The sequence below is a fragment of the Ramlibacter sp. genome, assembly GCF_036383835.1.
Taxonomy (GTDB): Bacteria; Pseudomonadota; Gammaproteobacteria; order Burkholderiales; family Burkholderiaceae_C; genus Ramlibacter.
This window is the reverse complement of the sequence record NZ_DASVNN010000131.1, coordinates 68,115-86,859: the sequence shown is the minus strand read 5'-3', so window position 1 is coordinate 86,859 and position 18,745 is coordinate 68,115. Positions and strand designations below refer to the sequence as shown.

Sequence of the window (18,745 nt, the reverse complement as noted above, 5' to 3'; positions counted from 1 at the left end):
CGCAGGCCGAACCCCGACGCCGCGCGCTACGCGCGCAGCAGGTCCACCGCCAACTGGTGCAGCCGGTGGCTCGGCTCCACCAGCGCCTCCAGCACGCTGAAGTGATTCAGCCCCGGCAGCAGCTCGCACACCGGCACCCGGCGTGCGCCCCAGGCGTCCTGGATCAACCGGTTCTGCCGGTGGTATTCCTCGCTCTCGTCGCCACCGGCCACCGTGTAGAGCGTGCCCTGCCGCGGCGCGGGCAGGCGCGCCGGACTCGCCTGCGCCACCTGGTCCGGCGTCAGATGCAGGTCGGCCTGCAGGAAGGGCGTGCGCATGATCGCGTCGAGGTCGTGCAGGCCCGAGATCGCGAGCGCGCTGCGCACCGCGTCGCGCGGCAGCGCCGGATCGAGCTGCTGCCAGAGGCAAGCCAGCGCCATGGCGGCGAGATGGCCGCCGGCGGAATGGCCGGCCACCACGATGCGGCGGCGGTCGCCACCGTAGCGGCCGATGTTGTGCCAGGTCCAGGCGATGGACCGCGCCACCTGCAGCACGATGTGCGGCACGGTGACGGCGGGGCAGAGCGCGTAGTTCGGGATCACCACGCAGGCGCCGTCGCGCGTGAAGGCGGGCCCGACGAAGGAATGGTCCTTCTTGTCCAGGGAGCGCCAGTAGCCGCCGTGGACGAACACGAGCACCGGCGCGTCGGCGTGCGGCGCGGGAAACACGTCCAGCGTCTCGCCTTCGCCCGGCCCATAGGCCACGTCCAGCTCGCAGGGCCCCACGGCCCGCGCCTTGTCGGACTCCGTGGCCCACCGCGCCAGGTGCTGGGCGAACAAAGGCACCCGCTCGCGGTTGTTGTACATGCGGTCGTGCCAAGCGCCGTCTCGGGATTCCATAACTGCTACCCCTCACTCGTTTGCAACATCTTGACACAACTTGTCAGGATCGCCAGTGAGGTTTTTGGCGTTGACGCGGTTGTATTCGGTATACAGAATACCGTCCATGCCCGCGCAACTCCTGCAGCTCGAAGCCGCTCCGGACCTGGTGGACCGCGTCTACCGCACCCTGAGCGACGCGATCAGTGACGGCTCGCTCGCGCCCGGGCAACGTATCACGCAGGAAGACATCGCGCAGCAACTGGCAGTGTCGCGCCAGCCGGTGCTGCAGGCACTGCGCCTCCTCAAGAAGGATGGTTTCGTGCAGGACGCGCCCGGCCGCGGCCTGCAGGTGGCGGCCCTGGACCCCGGGTGGATCCGCAACGTCTACCAGGTGCGCGGCGCCCTCGACGGGCTGGCCGCCCGCCTCGCCGCGCGCCGCCGCTTCCGCATGGACCCGGCGATCCTCGAGCAAGGACGGCGCGCCGTGCGCGGCGACAACGTGAAGGCCATGATCGATGCCGACCTCGCCTTCCACGCCGCGCTCTACGAAGCGGCCGGCAACCCCCTGATCGAGCAGAGCGCGCAGCTGCACTGGCGCCACCTGCGCCGCGTGATGGGCGCGGTGCTGCAGCAGCTCGGGCAGCGCGAAGCCGTCTGGGAAGAACACGAGGCGATCGCCCGCGCGATCGCCGCCGGCGACGGCGACACCGCCGCCCGCCTGATCGAGGAGCACAGCGCCCACGCGAGCGACAACCTCGCCGAGCGCCTGGCGCTCGTCCTCAACCCCGCCAGCGACCCCAGGAGACAACCGTGAGATTGACGAAAGAGCAGCTCGAACAGTTCGACCGCGAAGGCTACCTGTTCTTCCCCGGCCTGTTCACGCCGCAGGAGACCAGGACCCTCAACCAGGCCGTGCCGGAGCTGTACGCGCGGCGCGAGGCCTACAACGTGCGCGAGAAAGGCAGCGATGCCGTGCGCACCAACTTCGCCGCGCACATGGTCAGCGAACCCTTCGCCAGGCTGGCGCGGCATCCGCGCATGGTGGGACCGGTGATGGAGCTCTTCGACGAGGAGGTCTACATGCACCAGTTCAAGATCAACGGCAAGATGGCCTTCGAGGGCGACGTCTGGCAGTGGCACCAGGACTACGGCACCTGGCTCAACGACGACCTGATGCCCACCGAGCGCGCGATGAACGTCGCGATCTTCCTGGACGACGTCAACGAGTACAACGGCCCGCTGATGTTCATCCCGGGCAGCCACAAGAAGGGCGTGGTGGAGGCGAAGCACGACCTCACGACCACCAGCTATCCGCTGTGGACCGTCGACAACGACCTGATCGGCAAGCTGGTGGACCGCGCCGGCGGCAAGGATGGCGGCATCGTCAGCCCCAAGGGCCCGGCCGGCTCGATGATCCTGTTCCACAGCTGCCTGGTGCATGCGTCCTCCAGCAACCTGTCGCCCTGGAACCGCGTCAGCGTGTATCTCAGCCTGTGCGCGGTATCGAACCACATCCGCCGCTTCAAGCGCCCCGAATACATCGCGCACCGAGACTTCGCGCCCATCCAGACACTGCCGGACGACTGCCTGCTGAAGGACTACCCGGTGGACCTGCCGTGGAAGAATGGCATGCCGGCCAGCGCGCTGGTGACCTCGTCCGACCCGATCGACCAACTGAAGAAAGCCGCGTAACTTGTCGTCCCGGGCTTGACCCGGGACCCATGCTCCGCCCCACCAACATCCTGGATTGCGGGTCAAGCCCGCAATGACAATTCATATGAGTCTCTACGCAAAACTCCAACAACGCGCCGCCGAAGGCAAGCCCGTCCGCATCGGCCTGATCGGCGCCGGCAAGTTCGGCTCCATGTACCTGGCGCAGGTGCCGCGCACGACCGGCGTGCACCTGGTGGCGATCGCCGACCTCTCGCCCGACAACGCGCGGACCAACCTGGCGCGCGTGGGCTGGGAAGTCGAGCGCACCCGCGCTTCGTCCATCGAGGACGCGATCAAGACCGGCGCCACCCACATCGGCGACGACTGGCAGGCGCTGGTGCGCCATCCCGCGATCGACGTGGTGGTCGAGTGCACCGGGCATCCGATCGCCGCGGTGGACCACTGCCTGGAAGCCTTCGCCAACCGCAAGCACGTGGTGAACGTCACCGTGGAAGCCGATGCCTTCTGCGGCCCCCTGCTCGCCCAGCGCGCGGCGGAGGCCGGCGTGATCTATTCGCTCGCCTTCGGCGACCAGCCGGCGCTGATCTGCGACCTCGTCGACTGGGCGCGCACCTGCGGCTTCCCGGTGGTGGCCGCCGGCCGCGGCCACAAGTGGCTGCCGCACTTCAGCGAATCCACGCCCGACACGGTGTGGAACAACTGGGGCCTCACGCCCGAACAGGCGAAACGCGGCGGCCTGAACCCGAAGATGTTCAACAGCTTCCTCGACGGCTCCAAGCCCTCGATCGAGAGCACGGCGGTCGCCAACGCCACCGGGCTCACGGTGCCGAGCAACGGCCTGCTCTATCCGCCGGCCAGCATCGCCGACATCCCCTTCGTCACCCGTCCGCGCAGCGAGGGCGGCGTGCTGGAACGCAAGGGCATGGTGGAAGTGATCTCCTCGCTCGAAGCCGACGGCCGCGAGATCCCGTACGAGATCCGCATGGGCGTCTGGGTGACGGTCGAAGCGGAAACTGAGTACATCAAGAACTGCTTCGAGGAATACAAGGCGCACACCGATCCCAGCGGCCGCTACTTCACGCTGTACAAGCGCTGGCACCTGATCGGACTGGAAGTGGGTATGTCCGTGGCGAGCGTCGCGCTGCGCGGCGAGCCGACCGGCGCCGCCACCTGCTGGAACGCCGACGTGGTCGCCACCGCCAAGCGCGACCTGCAGCCCGGCGAGATCCTCGACGGCGAAGGCGGCTACACGGTGTGGGGCAAGCTCACGCCGGCCGAGACCTCGATGCGCCAGGGCGGACTGCCGCTGGGCCTCGCGCACGACATCAAGGTCGTGCGCCCGGTGAAGAAGGGCCAGAGCCTGAGCTGGAGCGACGTCGCGATGGACACCACCACGCACGCCTACAGGATCCGGCGCGAGCTGGAAACGCAGTTCGCGCCGCGCGTCCTGAAAGCCGCCTGACAGGCGCAAACTCCACGGGCCGCCCATGATGGGCGGCCCGATTCTTTTTGCAAGGAGCCAGCATGCAGATCGCCGTCCTCGGCACCGGCCTCATGGGATTCCCGATGGCGCGCCGCCTGTGCGAGGCGGGCCACACCGTGCACGCCTGGAACCGCAGCCGCGAAAAAGCCGAACGCCTTGCGCCGCACGGTGCGCGCATCCACGAGCGCGCCGCCGACGCGGTGCGCGAGGCCGAGATCGTGGTCTGCATGCTGGAAAACGGGCCGGTGGTGAGCGACGTCCTGTTCGCGCAGGGCACGGCCGACGCAATGCGCCGCGGCACCCTTTTCATCGACATGGCTTCGATCCAGCCCAAGGAAGCGCGCGACCACGCCGCGCGGCTGGCCGAGCGCGGCATCGCGCACGTGGACGCGCCGGTGTCCGGCGGCACGGTGGGCGCGGAGAACGGCACGCTGGCGATCATGGCGGGCGGCAAGCCCGAGGACTTCGAGCGCGCGCAGCCGGTATTCCAGGTCTTCGGCCGCGCCACCCACGTCGGCCCCTGCGGCGCCGGCGAACTCGCCAAGCTCGCGAACCAGATGATCGTGGGCATCACGATCGGCGCGGTGGCCGAGGCGCTGCTGCTGTGCGCCAAGGGCGGCGCCGACATGGCCAAGGTGCGCGAGGCCATCACCGGCGGCTTCGCCGACAGCCGCATCCTGCAGCTGCACGGCCAGCGCATGGTGGAGCGCGACTTCGCGCCGCGCGCCAAGATCGCGGTGCAGCTCAAGGACATGCGCAACGCGCTGGCGACGGCGGAGGAAGTGGGCTTCGACGCCCCGATCACAGCGCTGTTCGAGCGGCTTTACGCCGATGCGGCGGAGCACGGCCTCGTCGACCTGGACCATTCCGGCCTGTTCGTGGAACTCGCGGCGCGCAACGGACTCCGATAGTTCCCCCTGTTGTGGGAAAGCCCTGCGCGGCTTTGCTACAATAGCGGCCTGTTGTGGGGGGGTAGCTCAGCTGGGAGAGCGTCGCGTTCGCAATGCGAAGGTCGGGAGTTCGATCCTCCTCCTCTCCACCACAACTCTTTTCGAAGTGGGTTCTTAGCTCAGTTGGTAGAGCAGCGGACTCTTAATCCGTAGGTCGTAGGTTCGAATCCTACAGGACCCACCACTCCGGACACGAATGAAAACGGCGCCCTTAGTGCGCCGTTTTCATTGCGTCAGCGCGCCGCCCGGAACATCGGCACCAGCACCCCTCCGGGCGCCTCGTGGAACACCACCTCGACCTCCATGCCGATGCGCACGTCGCCGGGCGGGCAGTCCACGATGTTGGTCATCAGCGTCGCGCCCTCGGCCAGGCGCACGTACGCGATCACGTACACGGGCTTGGCGCGGCGCATGACGGTGTAGGAGTACACGGTGCCCCGGCCGCTGGCTTCCTTCCATTCGACGGCGTCTGCGAAGCAGTGAGGACAGAAGGGACGCGGATACCAGTGGCTGCTGCCGCACGCATTGCATTGCGGCACGACGAGGCGGCCGCCCGCCGCGGCCTCCTGGAAGGCGCCCGTTTCCGGATGGCGCGTGATCGCAGCGATCTCCCGCGCGGAGGTTTCGATCGGAACCGTCATGCTCACTCCCGTTCGAGGATCAGGGTCGCGCTGCCGTGGCGGGTGCCGATCGAGCCCCCCGTGCCTTGCGCCAGGGCCAGCGTGCAGCCCGGGACCTGCACGGCCGGATGCGCCTCGCCGCGCAGCTGGCGCACGGCCTCGATCACCTTGGTCATGCCGCCGCGGTTGGCCGGGTGGTTGTTGCAGAGGCCGCCGCCATCGGTGTTGAACGGCAGGCGCCCTACCCCGGAGATCAGGTTGCCGTCGCTCACGAAAGCGCCGCCCTGGCCCTTGGCGCAGAAGCCCAGGTCCTCCAGCTGCATCAGCACGGTGATGGTGAAGCTGTCGTAGATGGACGCGTACTGGATGTCGGCGGGCGTCACGCCCGCTTCGGCGAAGGCGATCGGCCCGGAGCGCGCCGCGGCGGTGTAGGTGAGGTCCACGTCGCCGCCGAGGGTGCCCTTGACCGCCTCGCCCGCGCCGAGCAAGCGCACGTGCGGCCGGTTCAGGCTGCGCGCGATTTCCGGACGCACGACGACGAGGGCGCCGCCGCCGTCGCTGATGACGCAGCAGTCGAGCCGGTGCAGCGGATCGGCCACCAGGGGCGACTCCAGAACGTCCCCGACCGTGACGACCTCGCGCAGCATCGCATGCGGGTTGTGCTGCGCGTGCCGCGAGGCCGCGACCTTGATCCAGGCAAGCTGTTCGCTGGTGGTGCCGAATTCGTGCATGTGCCGCATCGCGGCCATGGCGTACAGGTTCGCGGTGGTGGGCGCGTAAGGCAGCTCCCACTGCAGGTCCGGCTGCTGCGCGTTGCCCGGTCGCGGCGCCGTGCCGGTGGCCATGCCCTCGCTGCGTGGCTTGCCGGCCAGCGTGACGAGCGCCACGTTGCACTTGCCCGCCGCGATCGCCTGCGCCGCATGGGCGACGTGCACCAGGTAGGAACTGCCGCCCGTGTCGGTGGAGTCGACGTGCCGCACGCGCAGGTTCAGGTAGTCGACCATGCCCAGCGGGCCCAGCCCGGGCGCGTCGCCGGCGCAGAAGTAGCCGTCCACGTCGTCCTTGCCCAGCCCCGCGTCGGCCAGCGCGCCGCGTGCGCATTCCGCATGCAGTTGCGCCACCGACTTGTCGGGCGCGTGGCGGGTGGGGTGCTCGAACGCGCCGGCGATGTAAGCCCTGCCCTTGATCGTCATCTCGTGTCCTTGCGGGCGGAGTCGCCCGCGAACGCCGCCAGGGTCCTGTCCCGGTCGGCGGGCTGCGGTCCGGCGTAGTAGCCGGCGCGGCTCACGGCGGTGCCGGAAACGCGGCGCAGGACCACCATGCTTTCGGTCGCCTTCAGCAGCGCGCCGGTCACGTCCAGCACCGTGGCGCCTTCGACCTGCGACAGGCCGTTGCGGACGCAGAAGAGGTTCAGCAATCCGCAGCCGGGAACGATGACCTCGGCGCCGCCGGCAACGAGCCGTGCCGCCGTTTCACGGATCAGCCGCAAGGCCGGTTCGGGATCCTGCTGCATGGCGGTCTCCAGCCGGTCCATCGACAGGTCGACGGCCGCCATCCCGGCGCAACGGCTTTCCAGCCCGTACTGCCGCACGAGGCCTTCGTACACCTTCACGTTCAGCGCTTCGACGTGGGACAGGACGGCGAAGCGCCGGCCCAGCAGGCACGCGGTGTGCATGCCCGTCTCGGCGATGCCCAGCACGGGGATGTCGAGGAACTCGCGCAGTTCGTGCAGGAGCGGATCGAGGAAGCAGCCGATCGCCACCCCGTCCACGCCGTCGCGGGCCGCGGCCATGACCGAGTCCAGGATGTCGCGGCTCTTGAGGAAGAAGTTGGCCCGGGTGTAGGTGCCGTAGGTGGGACGGACCGTGCCGCCGACCACGACCTCCACGCCGGGTCCGAGCACCCGGGCCGCGTGCGCGACGATGGCCGCGTTGTAGGCCGGGTACCGCGTGATCGGCGTGCTGCTTTGCCACAGCAGCCGCATGGGCGCTTGCGCCATCGCCGGCTTCATTCGGGAGTGATTTTTGCCGTCTTCGAAACGGCGGCCCACTGCACCAGCTCCGTGTCGATCAGCTTGCGGAATTGTTCCGGCGTGCTGGCGATGACCTCGTAGCCGATCTCGGCGAAGCGCGCCCGGATCTCCTCGTCCTTCAGGACGTTGGACAGCGCCTGGTGGTACCGCTCCACGATCTCGGGCTTCGTGCCCTTCGGCAGGAAGATGCCAGCCCAGGTCTCCGCTTCCAGGCCTTTGATCCCCGCTTCGGCGAGGGTCGGCACGTCCGGCATCAGCTTGCTGCGGCGCGGGCTGGTGATGGCCAGCACGCGGACCTTGCCGGCGTCGCGCATCGCCCTGGAACCCGGGATGGTGTCGAAGAGGACCTGGATCTCGCCCCCGATCAGCGCCGTCACCGCCGGGCCATTGCCCTTGTACGGCACGGAGGTCATCTTCATGCCGGCCGTCTCGTTGAACAGCTCGGTCAACAAGTGGACGGAGGAGCCCGTGCCGGGCGTGCCGTAGAACAGCTTGCCGGGATGCGACTTGCCGTACGCGATCAGTTGGGAGACCGTCTGGACCGGGAGGTTCGGATTGATCGCCAGCGTGTACGGGCCCGCGACCATCTGCGTGACGGGGACGAGGTCGGTGCGGACGTCATAGCCCGGGGCCTTCTGCGTGCTCGGGTGCACGGCGACGACGCCGGTGTTGAGCAGGATCGTGTGGCCATCCGGCGCGGCGCGGGCGACCACCGCCGAGCCGAGTGCGCCGGCAGCCCCGGGCTTGTTCTCCACGACCACGGGCTGGCCGAGTTCCTTGGACAGGCGCGGCGCGATGATGCGGCCCACCGGGTCGGTGGACCCGCCCGGAGCGAAGGGAATCACGAGCGTGATCGGCTTGGTGAAGGTCACGGCCGTCTGCGCTTGCGACGGCCCCGCCAGGACGAGTGCCGCCGTGAAGAGGCAGGTGGACAGGTGGGCTGCTTTCATGTTTGTCTCCAATGTCTTTTGAGGATGAAGGACGGTCGAAAAATCCCTAGGCGTGCGTCTCGCCCCGCACCTCGGGCCGGAACTGCTGCACGCACTCGAAGTAGCGGCGCATGGCAGCCGCGGCGTCTTCGGCGTCGCGCGCACGCAGGTCCTGCACGATGCGATGGCGCAGGGGCGTGAGCTCCGGCTGGTGCATGGCGGTCCAGGGCATCTTCTCCGCCCGGGCGGTGACGCAGTGGTGCATGAGCGTGGCGAGGGTCTGGGCCACCATGGCCAGCACGTCGTTGTGGGCGGCGCGCGTGATCAGCTTGAAGAAGTCCAGTGCGGCCAGCGCCCGCGCGGCCATGTCGCCGCGGGCAATGTGCGCATCCATGCCGGCGAGATGATTCTCCAGAGCGGCGAAGTCCTCCTCGCTTCCGTGCTCGCAGGCCATGCGCACGAGCAGGCCGTAGATGCCGGCGCGAGATTCCAGCAGCGCCTCGGTGGACACGCGGCCCTGCGCCGCCAGTTCACGCAGCGACTGCGCGAGCATCATGTAGGCGCCCTTGTAGAACACCAGCGGATCTTCCTGGCGTCCGTGATCGAAGCGCTCGACCCGCCCGATGAACACGACATGGTCGCCCGCCTCGTGCTCGGAGAAGGTGCTGCAGTGGAAGCGCGCCAGGCAGTCCTCGATCAGCGGCACGCCCAGCAAGCCCTCGCTGTGCGCGACGCCCTCGAACTTGTCGTCGACCGTGCCGCTCGCGAAGCGCGCCGACAGCTTGCCCTGGTCTTCCGCCAGCACGTTGATGGCAAAGCACGAGGCCGCGCGGAAGGCGGCGAGCGACTTGCTCGACGTGCGCAGGCTCCACAGCACCAGAGGCGGGTCCAGCGACACCGAGGAGAAGGAGTTGCAGGTCAGCCCCACCGGCCGGCCGTCGGGCCCGCGCGTGGTGATGATCGCCACGCCGGTGGGGAAGGTCCCCAGCGCGCGCCGGAATTCCCTGGGATCGAACGCCGCGGCTTGCGGCTGCTCTGCGATGGCTTGTTCCATGAACCTCTCCGGTTTTACTGCGGCTTGGGGGCGCGGCGGAACATCTGCACGATGTTGCCTTCCGGGTCGCTGAGGGACAGCACGGAGCCGTGGCTGCCCATGTCGCGACGCGCCTCGACACGGCCACCCGCCGCGACGACGGATTCCTCGACACCCTCGAAGTCGTCGACCTCGAACACCAGCACCGCGCCGTTCTCGGCAGGCCGAGCTTCCTCGGCGCAGGCGATGGCGAAGCCCGGGCCACCGGCGTCGTACTGCGCCCAGCGCGTGCCGTCGCGGAATTTCGCCGGCAGGCCCAGCACGCGCTCGTAGAAGGCCGATTGCGCGGCGACGTCGCGCGCCACCAGGTAAACGTTCTGCAGGCGTTTGGCCTTGCTGCTCATCTTCACTCCCTCTCCCGCACCAGGCGGGCACGGCCGTTGGACAGGACTTCCACGTTGCGCTCCTTGCAAAGCGCCCGAAACCACAGCGTGTCTTCGCCGTCGCGCCACAACTCGGTGACCAGCGTTTCGCCCGGGAACATGGGCTTGGCGAAGCGGGCGTCGATGGCCGTGAGGTGCCAGCCCGGGAAGCTCTCTTCGATCATTCGGGCGCAGAGTCCGAACGACAGCAGGCCATGCGAGATGGGCCGTTCGAAGCCCGCCGCACGCGCGGCTGCGGGGTCGGCGTGGAGCGGGTTGTAGTCGCCGTTCAGGCGATACAGCAGGGCCGCCTGGGTGCGCGTCGGCAGCGAAGCGACCGCATCGGGCGCGCGCTCGGGCCGCGGCGGTGTCGCCGCAGGCGCAGGCGCGGCAGACTGGCCGCCCCTTGCCTCGAACCCGCCATCGCCGCGGCAAAAGGTGGTGCCCGCGATGCTCGCCAGCAGTTCGCCCGTCACCGCATCGTGCAGCTGGCGCTCGGTCCGGATCGCCGCGCCCTTGTCCACGCCCTTGTCCAGGACGGCGACGACGCGGTTGCGCGAACGCACCGTGCCGCTCAGGGGAAGCGGCTTGTGGATCACCAGGCTCTGCTCGCCGTGCACCACGCGCTTGCGGTCTATGCCCGTCGCCGGGTTCGCGGTCCACGGTCCCGGATGCGCGAGCACCAGGGCCATGGTGGGGAAGACGCGCAGGCGGTCCTCCAGCACGTGCCTCAGGTGCACCGCATCGAGCGGCTCGTCGCCGAAGCCCAGGCTCAGCGCGTACAGCATGGCGTCGCGCGCCGTGTACTGCTGGACGACCTCCTCGAAAGGCCAGGCGAGGAGTTGTTCGCGATCGATCACGCCGCCGGCCTCCTCACTGCGCCTGCCACGGGAACACGTCGCGGGTGCGCTCCAGCGGGACGAAGGACTTCTTCCAGCCCTCGCCCACCTGGTCGCGCAGGCGCTCCTCCGTCCAGCCCTCGCTGTTCTGCAGGATGCGCACCGGCCGCGGCTGGCTGTACAGGTACAGCTCGTTGCCGCGCACGCCGACGATCTGGCCGGAGATGTGGCTCGCCGCATCGCTGAGGAGGTAGCCGGCGATGGGGGCGATCTGCTCGGGGCGGGTGCGCGCGCGGCGCAGCTCCAGGTTGCGGGCCTGTTCCTCCGGCGTGGCGCCGGGGATCGACTCGATCATGCGGCTGAAGGCGCTCGGCGCGATGCAGTTGGAGCGCACGTTGAAGCGCTGCATCTCCAGCGCCAGCGACCGGGACAGGCCCACGATCCCCATCTTGGCCGCGGCGTAGTTGGCCTGGCCGATGCTGCCGATGAGGCCCGAGGTCGACGTCATGTGCACGAAGGCGCCGCTTTCCTGCTTGCGGAAGTGCTCCGCCGCCGCACGGCTCACGTAGAAGGTGCCCATGAGGTGCACCCCGATCACCGCCTCGAAGTCGGCGGGATCCATCTGGTGGAAGATCTTGTCGCGCAGGATGCCTGCGTTGTTCACGACGTAGTCGATGCGGCCGAAGCTGTCCAGCGCCTGCTGCACGATGCCGCGCGCCGACGCCCAGGCCGAGACGCTGGCATTGCTGCCCACCGCGCGGCCGCCAGCCTGCTCGATCTCGCGCACGACGGTCTGTGCCGGCGCGTTGTCCTCGCCGCGGCCGTCGAGCGACACGCCCACGTCGTTCACCACCACGCTGGCGCCGCGCGCGGCGAGCAGCAGCGCGATCTCGCGGCCGATCCCCCGGCCCGCGCCGGTGACGATCGCCACCTTGCCGCGCATGTCGCGGCCGGTCGTCGAAATTTCAGACATGGTCGATTTCTCCTTGATACGGGGCCGGCGCCGTGGTGCTGCGCACCTTCAGCGCCCGGCCGATGAACATGGCGTGCCCGCCGCGCCGCTCCGGCGCGTGCATCACGCATTCCAGCGTGGCGACCGCGCACTCCGGCAACGGCGCCCCGCCCTTTCCGAACTCGAAGGCGATGCGGGCGAACTTCTCGTGCCCCGCTTCGCCCAGGCCGCGCAGCCACTCCGCGCGCTCGCTCACGAGATTGAGGGCGACGTGCGTCGCCTGCTCGAACACCTCTGCGCCATCGCCGCCCGCTTGCAGCGTCCAGCCGACCAGCAGCTGCTGCCCGGACAACACCCGCGGTTCCCCGCAACGCACCGCGGCGAGACGGCCCTCCGGTGCTTGCGCCGTGACCACGGTCGCGTGCCGCGCGGCCTGCGCGACGAAGTGCTGCAGCCAGCGCGCACCGTCCGCATCACGCTCGGCCAGCAGCCGGCTCGTCATGCCTCGCGACGCGGGCGGCGCCTCGATCACGCGTGCGCCGGCCACGTCCTGGACTCCTGCGCCGCGGCCCAACGCGGCGGACGCTTGTCGCGGAAGGCCCGCATGCCTTCGGCCGCATCGGAACTGCGCATCGAGATCACCGCCGCGGCCGCCGCCTGGGCGATCGCATCGTCGAGAGTCGATGCGGCCGTGGCGGCCAGCAGCGACTTGCACGCGGCCAGCGCCTGCGGGCTGCCGTTGCAGAGGCTGTCGGCCAGCGCGCGCACCTCCTCGTCCAGCCGGCCCGGTGCGATCACGCGCTGCACCAGGCCGAAGGAAGCGGCCTCCACCGCCCCTGCGGCGCGGCCGCTCAGGCACAGGTCCAGCGCAGCGGCCCGGCCGATGGCGCGCACCAGCGACACCGCGGTGAAGGACGGTGCCACGCCGGCCCGCGCCTCGGGGATGGCGAACGACGCTTCCGTTTCGGCCAGCACGAAGTCGCACCACGAAGCCAGCGCCACGCCCAGCCCCGCGGCCTTGCCCTGGACCACGGCGACGGTCGGCACCTTGCAGCCGCGCACCGCGGCCGCGAGCCGCTGCACGGGCTCGATCCGCGACGCGAGCGCCGCGTCCGAATCGACGCCCGACGCATCCAGCTCGCGCAGGTCCCGGCCGGAGCAGAAGGTGCCGTTGGCTCCGCGCAGGATCACCGCGCGCGCGGTCGCATCCTCCACCACGCCGGCCAGCATGGCGAGCATCCCGTCGGTGAGCGCGTTGCGACGTTCGGCGTTGTCCAGCCAGCAAGTGACGACGCCGCGTGCATCGCGATCGACGCGGACCCGCGCCATCAGATGGCTCCCTGCGCCCGCAGGGCGTTCACCTGCGCGGCGTCCATGGCGAGCAGCTCGCGCAGCACGTCCTCCGAATGCTCGCCCAGCAGCGGAGGGCGGCGCGGCGCATGGTTCGGCCCCTTGCCCACCTTGAAGGGCGAACCCAGCAGCTTCAGCGGCTTGCCTTCCGGACCTTCCACTTCCACCACCATGCCGTTCGCCACGCTCTGCGGATGCGACAGCGCCTGGTCGATCGTGTGCAGCGGCGCGATGGGCACGCCGCCCGCCTCGAGGCGGTCGAGCCAGTAGGCCACCGTGCCCGACGCGAAGATCTTCTCGAACTCGCCGACGACTTCGGCACGGCGGGCCACGCGGCCGGCGTTCGTGGCCAGTCCGGGATCCCGCTCGAGATCCGGCCGCTCGACGGCGCGGCACAGCTTGACCCAGGTGTGGTCGTTGAGCGCGCCCGTGAGCACCTCGCCATCCCGGCAGCGGAAGCACTGGTAGGGGATCAGGTGCCCCAGGCCCGAGCCTTCGCGCTTGGGCAGCACGCCCGCTTCCATCCAGCCCACGCCGTGGTAGCCCAGCAGGGACACCGCCGTTTCCAGCAGCGAGACATGCACCAGGTCGCCCTGGCGCGACCGGTGCCGCCCCATCAGGGCGGTGAGCACGCCGCAATAGGCCATCACGCCGGTCGCCATGTCGACGAAGGACACGCCCGAGCGCACCGGCGCGCCGTCGCGCTCGCCCGTGATGGACATGATTCCGGAGAAGGCCTGCAGCAGCGCGTCGTAGCCGGGCCGGTCGGCCAGCTCGCCGCTCGCGCCGAAGGCGGAAATTCCGGCCACCACCAGATGCGGATGGCGTTCGCGCAGCACGTCCTCCTCGATGCCCAGGGCCCGCGCGGTGCCCGGAAGGAAGCTGTGCAGCAGCACGTCCGCCTTGGCCAGCAGCTGGTCCAGCACGGCGCGGCCGCCTTCCGTCTTGAGGTTCAGCGTGATGCCGCGCTTGCCGCGGTTGACGCTCATGAAATTGCAGCTGTGGCCCGCCGGGTTCATGGGGCCCCACTGGCGGTTCTCGTCGCCGCCGGGCGCCTCCACCTTGATCACTTCCGCGCCCATGTCGGCCAGCATCTGGCCGCACAGGGGCCCCGCGAGGACGCGGCTCAGGTCGATCACGCGGATGCCCTCCAGGGGGCGTTTCGCAGCGGCGGTGTTCATGCGGCGAGGGCGACGGGTTGCGCTTCGGCGGCCTTGTCGCGGGCGAGCTCCTGCTGCACCGCGGGGATGATCACCTTGGCCCACAGCTCCAGCTGCTTGAGCATCGTGCGGTGGTCGAAGTCGCCGATCTGCGTCTGCAGGGCGACGTGCACCGGCCGCGCCGCACGGATGTCGGCCAGCAGGCGTTCGATCACCGTGTCCACCGGGCCCACCGGCAGGTTCTTCAGCATCTTCTCGAAGGGCAGTTCCTCGTCGAAGGGCTGCTCGCGCACCATGTAGTCGTCCGAGACCGATTCGCGGCGCGTCTTCAGGCTCACGGCGATGCGCTGCTGGTAGCGGGCGCAGTCCACGTAGCGTTCCACTTCCGCCTTGTCGTCGCTGGCATACGCGAAGCGCAGCAGGCCGACCTTCACCTTGGACGGGTCCTTGCCCTCGCTGACCGCCAGCTGGTCGATGGACTCGCGGAAGCCGCCCAGGCGCTTGCTGCCGCCGAGCTGGCCGGAGATGAACACGTGGTAGTCGTTGCGGATGGCGCGGCGCATCAGCATCGGGTCGCCGCTCGCGATCCACACGGGCGGCATCGGCGACTGCACGGGACGCGTGCTGATGGCGGTGGTGGGCTGCTGGTAGAACTTTCCGTCGTAGCTGAACTTGTCCTGCGTCAGGCCCAGCTCGATCATGTCCAGCATCTCCAGCGCCTTGTCCTTGGCATTCTCCAGCGTGATGCCGAAGCGCTCGAATTCGAACTGCTGGTAGCCGCCCCCGATGCCCAGGTTCAGGCGGCCGTTGGACAGCACATCGGCCATCGCCACTTCCGAGATCAGGCGCGCGGGCGTGTACAGCGGTGCGATGACGACGCCGGAACCCAGGCGGATGCGCTTGGTCACGCCGGCACAGTGGGCGGCCATCATCAGCGGCGAGGGGCACAGGCCGTAGTTGGAGAAATGGTGCTCCGCGTACCAGGCCGCGCCGAAACCGAGTTCGTCCGCCACGCGGGTCTGCTCGACGGCCTCTTGTATGATTTGGTACGAGGATTTTTCCTGATTCCGCTGTTGCATCAGGATGAAGATTCCGAAGTCCATGTCGATTCCTTGTGGGTGCAGCGATCTGTTCGAACGCACGCCGCGAGTCTAGGGAGCGACCCGCCTTCGCGATACGGCCAGGAGCCGAACACCAGCCTTGCGAAAACTGCAATGAAGGCCCTGGACACCGTCCGCATCTTCGTCATCACGCTGCAGACCGGCAGCCTCTCCGCCGCGGGCCGCAGCCTGGGGCTGTCGGCCGCGACCATCTCGCGCCGCATCACCTCGCTGGAAGAAGAGCTGGGCGTGCAGCTGCTGGATCGCACCAGCCGCAGCCTGGAAGCAACCGAGGCCGGACAGATCTTCCTGAGGCGCGCCGAGTCCATCCTGGAAGACATGGCGCAGGCCGAGAACGCGGTGCGCCACGCCAGGCAGGCGCCGGAAGGCCGGCTGCGCGTGCACTCGCGCACACTGGTGGGCATCCAGCTCATCGCACCGCTGCTGCGCGAGTTTTCGGCGCGCTACCCCGACCTCACGGTGGACCTGCACCTGTCCGAAGGCACGGTGAACCTCGTGGAGCAGAACTACGACATCGACATCCGCATCGGCAAGCTGGAGGACTCGTCGTACGTGATGCGCAAGCTCGCGGCCGGCGAACGCGTGCTGGTGACGTCGCCGGAGTACGTAGCCTCCCATCCCCCCGTGAAGACGCCCGAGGACCTGCTGCAGGGCCACAACTGCCTGACCTACCGGAAGGCCCAGGAGCCCACGTCCTGGCGCTACCTTCAGGGGGACCAGGTGCACGAACTCCACATCACCGGCACGCTGCACTCCAACAACGGCGAAGTGCTGCGGCGAGCCGCGCTCTCCGGGCTGGGACTGGCGCTGCTCGCCGACTGGTCGGTGCGCGAGGACATCCAGGCAGGCAGGCTCGTGCGCCTGCTGCCGGAGTACCGCCTGTCAGGCTCCAGCTTCGACAACGGCGTCTATGCCCTCTTCCGGCACACGCAGATGCTGCCCAAGCGAGTGCGCGTGTTCGTCGACTTCCTCGCCGGGGCCCTGGCCGCCTCCGGAGAGTTGCGGGACTCCTGAACCCGCGGCTCGGGAAGGGGCCACGTGGAGTCGTGGGCGCGGTTCAGGCCTGGTCCGCCAGCACGTAGCGGACATCGCCGCGGACGAAGCCCGGCCCGCTCGCTTCGGCGAGCCGATCCAGGTCTGCCTGCAACGCCTCTTCGCCCCGCTCCCGGGCCCAGAACACCGGCCCGCCTTCCCAGCGCGGGAAGCCGTAGCCGTTGACCAGCACCACGTCGACGTCCGACGCCCGCGCCGCCACGCCCTCGGCGAGCAGCAGGGCGGCTTCGTTCACCATCGCCAGCAGCGCCCGTCGCTGGATCTCGTCGGCTGCGAGCTCGCGCGCCCGGATCCCCTTGGCGGCGCGCGCCGCGGAGACGATCTCGTGCACACGCGCATCGGGCTGCCTGCCCTTGCCTGCCGCACCTTCGTGGAGGTAGTACCCGGCTCCGGCCTTGCGACCGAGCCGGCCCGCTTCGCACAGCAGGTCCGGAATGCGAACGTAGCGCGCGGCCGGATCCCGCGTGGCCGCCTGGGCCTGGCGCATGCGCCACGCGATGTCCAGCCCCGACAAGTCCGCAACGGCGAATGGCCCCATGGCGAAGCCGAAGGCTTCGATCGCGGCATCCACCTGTTCGGGCCATGCGCCTTCCTCCAGCATGAATTCGCACTGGCGGCGGTAGGCCGAAAAGATGCGGTTGCCGACGAAGCCGAATGCGTTGCCGGTCACCACCGGCAGCTTGCGCAGCCTCTTCGCGAGAGCGAGCCCCGTGGCGAGCACCTCCGGTGCGGTGCGTTCGCCGCGGACCACCTCCAGCAGCCGCATGACGTTGGCGGGGCTGAAGAAATGGAGGCCGACGACGTCCTGCGGCCGGCCGGTCGCGCTGGCGATCGCATCGACGTCCAGGTAGGAAGTGTTGGTGGCCAGCACGGCACCCGGCCGTGCCGACGCGTCGATGCGGCGGAACACCTGCTGCTTCACCGCCAGGTCTTCGAAAACCGCTTCGATCACCAGGTCGGCTTGCCCGAGCGCGGCCCAGTCCAAGGTCGCCTGCAGCCGCGCCTGGCAAGCGGCGGCCGTGGCCTGTGCCATTTTTCCGGCCACCACCCGCTCGCCGTAGTGGTCCTGGATGCGCTTCACGCCGCGCAGAAGGGCCGCCTCGTCCTGCTCCAGGAGGGTGACGGCGAGGCCGGCGTCGAGCGCGGCGATCGCAATCCCGGTCCCCATGGTCCCCGCCCCGATGACGGCGACGCCGTCCACGGGACACGGGGCCATGCCCGTGATTGCCGGATGCCGGGCAGCGTCGCGCTCGGCGAAAAACTGATGCCGAAGCGCACGCGCTTCGCGCGACAGGCGCATCTCCTGGAAGACCGCGCGCTCGCGCCGCAAGGCCTCCTCGAAAGGAAGCGTTGCGGCTTCCTTCACGGCCTCGATGGCCGCCACGACGGCCGGGCGGTTCTTGCCGGCCTTGCGCGCATCCGCAGCGGCCTTCTCGACTTCGGCCTCGCCGCAGGGTGGCACGGTGCGCGCACGCACCGGCGATTTCGTGCCGCGCAGTGATCTCGCATGCGCCACGGCGGCCGCGCGCAGGTCGCCGCCGACCACCGCGTCCACCAGTTGCAACGCAGCGGCGGCCTCGCTGGCAACCCGCGCTCCCGAGCAGATCATGCGGATGGCGCGCGAAACTCCGACGAGGCGGGGCAAGCGTTGCGTGCCGCCCGCGCCGGGGATGAATCCCAGCGTGACCTCGGGCAGGCCGACAACGGTGCCGGTGCTCGCGATGCGCGCGTCGCAGCCCAGCGCGAGTTCGAAGCCACCGCCCAGCGCCGCGCCGTGCAGCGCGGCGACGACGGGCTTGCCGCAGGCTTCCACGGCGGCGATGACGGCAGGAAGCTGCGGTTCCTCCAGCGGCTGGCCGAATTCGCGCAGGTCGGACCCGGCGATGAAGGTGCTGCCCGCGCCGATGATCACGCCGGCCTGCAAGGCTGGATCGGACGCCAGCGCCTGGATGGCGGCGAGCAGGCCATGCCGCACGGCTAGCGAGCCGGCGTTGATCGGGGGGTTGTCGACGACGATGACCATCACGTCGCCGTCGCGTTCCAGTCGGACTCGATCGTTCATCGGCATTGCCACTGCGTCCGGATCGCCGCGACTGGCGCAGGTGGTGGCACGGCCGGCGGCAAGCACGACGCGGCCACCCATGCCCCGGCTTCCGCACGCGCGGGGGCAGACATGCGTGCCCAGCGCGAGGCATCGACCTGCATGCGCCGCAGCTCGCGGTCCGAGCACCGCAGCAGGAGGCGTTCGCACTGCAGGCGCACGCTGC

Annotated in this window: 19 protein-coding genes and 2 tRNA genes; 7 read left to right on the top strand and 14 right to left on the bottom strand. The window is 69.6% G+C overall.

What is annotated here, in order from left to right:
- Positions 1–26: 26 nt before the first annotated feature.
- Entirely contained in the window at positions 27–878 is an 852-nt protein-coding gene (locus tag VF522_RS20905) for an alpha/beta hydrolase (protein WP_330910242.1), read from the bottom strand.
- Positions 879–984: 106 nt separating this feature from the next.
- Between VF522_RS20905 and VF522_RS20900 the strand changes: the two genes are divergently transcribed.
- The 6 genes from VF522_RS20900 to VF522_RS20875 all read left to right on the top strand — a co-directional run bounded on the left by VF522_RS20900 (position 985) and on the right by VF522_RS20875 (position 5,151).
- A complete protein-coding gene (locus VF522_RS20900; RefSeq protein ID WP_330910241.1) occupies positions 985–1,674 on the top strand; it encodes a GntR family transcriptional regulator in 690 nt (229 codons plus the stop codon).
- Positions 1,671–2,552, top strand: coding sequence for a phytanoyl-CoA dioxygenase family protein (locus VF522_RS20895; RefSeq protein ID WP_330910240.1), 882 nt, complete (start codon positions 1,671–1,673; stop codon positions 2,550–2,552). Before VF522_RS20900 ends, VF522_RS20895 begins: the two co-directional genes overlap by 4 nt.
- 85 nt (positions 2,553–2,637) lie before the next feature.
- A complete protein-coding gene (locus tag VF522_RS20890) occupies positions 2,638–3,996 on the top strand; it encodes an NAD(P)H-dependent oxidoreductase (RefSeq protein ID WP_330910239.1) in 1,359 nt (452 codons plus the stop codon).
- A gap of 62 nt (positions 3,997–4,058) precedes the next feature.
- Positions 4,059–4,928, top strand: a complete 870-nt coding sequence (locus tag VF522_RS20885; RefSeq protein ID WP_330910238.1) for an NAD(P)-dependent oxidoreductase — start codon at positions 4,059–4,061, stop codon at positions 4,926–4,928.
- Between the two features lie 55 nt (positions 4,929–4,983).
- Positions 4,984–5,059 (top strand) — tRNA-Ala (locus VF522_RS20880).
- Positions 5,060–5,075: 16 nt separating this feature from the next.
- Positions 5,076–5,151 (top strand) — tRNA-Lys (locus VF522_RS20875).
- Between the two features lie 49 nt (positions 5,152–5,200).
- On the opposite strand, the gene VF522_RS20870 is transcribed toward VF522_RS20875, so the two are convergent.
- The 12 genes from VF522_RS20870 to VF522_RS20815 are packed head-to-tail and all read right to left on the bottom strand — an operon-like array spanning position 5,201 to position 15,407.
- Entirely contained in the window at positions 5,201–5,608 is a 408-nt protein-coding gene (locus tag VF522_RS20870) for a Zn-ribbon domain-containing OB-fold protein (protein ID WP_330910237.1), read from the bottom strand.
- A gap of 2 nt (positions 5,609–5,610) precedes the next feature.
- Positions 5,611–6,780 (bottom strand): thiolase domain-containing protein, encoded by a 1,170-nt coding sequence (locus tag VF522_RS20865; RefSeq protein WP_330910236.1) that lies wholly within the window; start codon positions 6,778–6,780, stop codon positions 5,611–5,613.
- The gene (locus VF522_RS20860; protein ID WP_330910235.1) at positions 6,777–7,598 is read right to left on the bottom strand and encodes an aspartate/glutamate racemase family protein; all 822 of its coding nucleotides are present in this window, start codon (positions 7,596–7,598) and stop codon (positions 6,777–6,779) included. Before VF522_RS20860 ends, VF522_RS20865 begins: the two co-directional genes overlap by 4 nt.
- A complete protein-coding gene (locus VF522_RS20855) occupies positions 7,595–8,569 on the bottom strand; it encodes a tripartite tricarboxylate transporter substrate binding protein (RefSeq protein ID WP_330910234.1) in 975 nt (324 codons plus the stop codon). Before VF522_RS20855 ends, VF522_RS20860 begins: the two co-directional genes overlap by 4 nt.
- A 46-nt stretch (positions 8,570–8,615) precedes the next feature.
- Positions 8,616–9,602 carry a flavin reductase gene (locus VF522_RS20850; RefSeq protein WP_330910233.1) on the bottom strand — a complete coding sequence of 329 codons (987 nt, stop codon included), beginning with the start codon at positions 9,600–9,602 and terminating at the stop codon, positions 8,616–8,618.
- Positions 9,603–9,616: 14 nt separating this feature from the next.
- Positions 9,617–9,985, bottom strand: coding sequence for a VOC family protein (locus VF522_RS20845; protein ID WP_330910232.1), 369 nt, complete (start codon positions 9,983–9,985; stop codon positions 9,617–9,619).
- 2 nt (positions 9,986–9,987) lie between these two features.
- Entirely contained in the window at positions 9,988–10,863 is an 876-nt protein-coding gene (locus VF522_RS20840; RefSeq protein ID WP_330910231.1) for a MaoC/PaaZ C-terminal domain-containing protein, read from the bottom strand.
- Positions 10,864–10,876: 13 nt separating this feature from the next.
- The gene (locus tag VF522_RS20835; RefSeq protein WP_330910230.1) at positions 10,877–11,815 is read right to left on the bottom strand and encodes an SDR family NAD(P)-dependent oxidoreductase; all 939 of its coding nucleotides are present in this window, start codon (positions 11,813–11,815) and stop codon (positions 10,877–10,879) included.
- A complete protein-coding gene (locus VF522_RS20830; protein ID WP_330910229.1) occupies positions 11,808–12,341 on the bottom strand; it encodes a flavin reductase family protein in 534 nt (177 codons plus the stop codon). The genes VF522_RS20835 and VF522_RS20830 overlap by 8 nt, the downstream gene beginning before the upstream one ends.
- Entirely contained in the window at positions 12,323–13,123 is an 801-nt protein-coding gene (locus VF522_RS20825) for an enoyl-CoA hydratase/isomerase family protein (RefSeq protein ID WP_330910228.1), read from the bottom strand. Before VF522_RS20825 ends, VF522_RS20830 begins: the two co-directional genes overlap by 19 nt.
- Positions 13,123–14,325: a CoA transferase gene (locus tag VF522_RS20820; RefSeq protein ID WP_330910227.1), complete on the bottom strand. Its 1,203-nt coding sequence runs from the start codon at positions 14,323–14,325 to the stop codon at positions 13,123–13,125. The genes VF522_RS20825 and VF522_RS20820 overlap by 1 nt, the downstream gene beginning before the upstream one ends.
- Positions 14,322–15,407, bottom strand: a complete 1,086-nt coding sequence (locus VF522_RS20815) for an LLM class flavin-dependent oxidoreductase (RefSeq protein ID WP_330910226.1) — start codon at positions 15,405–15,407, stop codon at positions 14,322–14,324. The genes VF522_RS20820 and VF522_RS20815 overlap by 4 nt, the downstream gene beginning before the upstream one ends.
- A gap of 111 nt (positions 15,408–15,518) precedes the next feature.
- On the opposite strand from VF522_RS20815, the gene VF522_RS20810 reads away from it, so the two are divergent.
- Complete coding sequence (locus VF522_RS20810; protein WP_330910225.1) at positions 15,519–16,439, top strand: LysR family transcriptional regulator; 921 nt, start codon at positions 15,519–15,521, stop codon at positions 16,437–16,439.
- 43 nt (positions 16,440–16,482) lie between these two features.
- Here VF522_RS20810 and VF522_RS20805 read toward each other — a convergent pair whose 3' ends face one another.
- Complete coding sequence (locus VF522_RS20805) at positions 16,483–18,708, bottom strand: 3-hydroxyacyl-CoA dehydrogenase NAD-binding domain-containing protein (protein WP_330910224.1); 2,226 nt, start codon at positions 18,706–18,708, stop codon at positions 16,483–16,485.
- Positions 18,709–18,745 lie beyond the last annotated feature (37 nt).

Bases quoted from the DNA above. Each gene is read 5' to 3' on its own strand.
- VF522_RS20835 (WP_330910230.1), bottom strand. From the start codon at position 11,815: ATGTCTGAAATTTCGACGACCGGCCGCGACATGCGCGGCAAGGTGGCG.
- VF522_RS20870 (WP_330910237.1), bottom strand. From the start codon at position 5,608: ATGACGGTTCCGATCGAAACCTCCGCGCGGGAGATCGCTGCGATCACG.
- VF522_RS20885 (WP_330910238.1), top strand. From the start codon at position 4,059: ATGCAGATCGCCGTCCTCGGCACCGGCCTCATGGGATTCCCGATGGCG.
- VF522_RS20820 (WP_330910227.1), bottom strand. From the start codon at position 14,325: ATGAACACCGCCGCTGCGAAACGCCCCCTGGAGGGCATCCGCGTGATC.
- VF522_RS20900 (WP_330910241.1), top strand. From the start codon at position 985: ATGCCCGCGCAACTCCTGCAGCTCGAAGCCGCTCCGGACCTGGTGGAC.
- VF522_RS20825 (WP_330910228.1), bottom strand. From the start codon at position 13,123: ATGGCGCGGGTCCGCGTCGATCGCGATGCACGCGGCGTCGTCACTTGC.
- VF522_RS20860 (WP_330910235.1), bottom strand. From the start codon at position 7,598: ATGAAGCCGGCGATGGCGCAAGCGCCCATGCGGCTGCTGTGGCAAAGC.
- VF522_RS20810 (WP_330910225.1), top strand. From the start codon at position 15,519: ATGAAGGCCCTGGACACCGTCCGCATCTTCGTCATCACGCTGCAGACC.
- VF522_RS20815 (WP_330910226.1), bottom strand. From the start codon at position 15,407: ATGGACTTCGGAATCTTCATCCTGATGCAACAGCGGAATCAGGAAAAA.
- VF522_RS20850 (WP_330910233.1), bottom strand. From the start codon at position 9,602: ATGGAACAAGCCATCGCAGAGCAGCCGCAAGCCGCGGCGTTCGATCCC.
- VF522_RS20865 (WP_330910236.1), bottom strand. From the start codon at position 6,780: ATGACGATCAAGGGCAGGGCTTACATCGCCGGCGCGTTCGAGCACCCC.
- VF522_RS20845 (WP_330910232.1), bottom strand. From the start codon at position 9,985: ATGAGCAGCAAGGCCAAACGCCTGCAGAACGTTTACCTGGTGGCGCGC.
- VF522_RS20905 (WP_330910242.1), bottom strand. From the start codon at position 878: ATGGAATCCCGAGACGGCGCTTGGCACGACCGCATGTACAACAACCGC.
- VF522_RS20890 (WP_330910239.1), top strand. From the start codon at position 2,638: ATGAGTCTCTACGCAAAACTCCAACAACGCGCCGCCGAAGGCAAGCCC.
- VF522_RS20855 (WP_330910234.1), bottom strand. From the start codon at position 8,569: ATGAAAGCAGCCCACCTGTCCACCTGCCTCTTCACGGCGGCACTCGTC.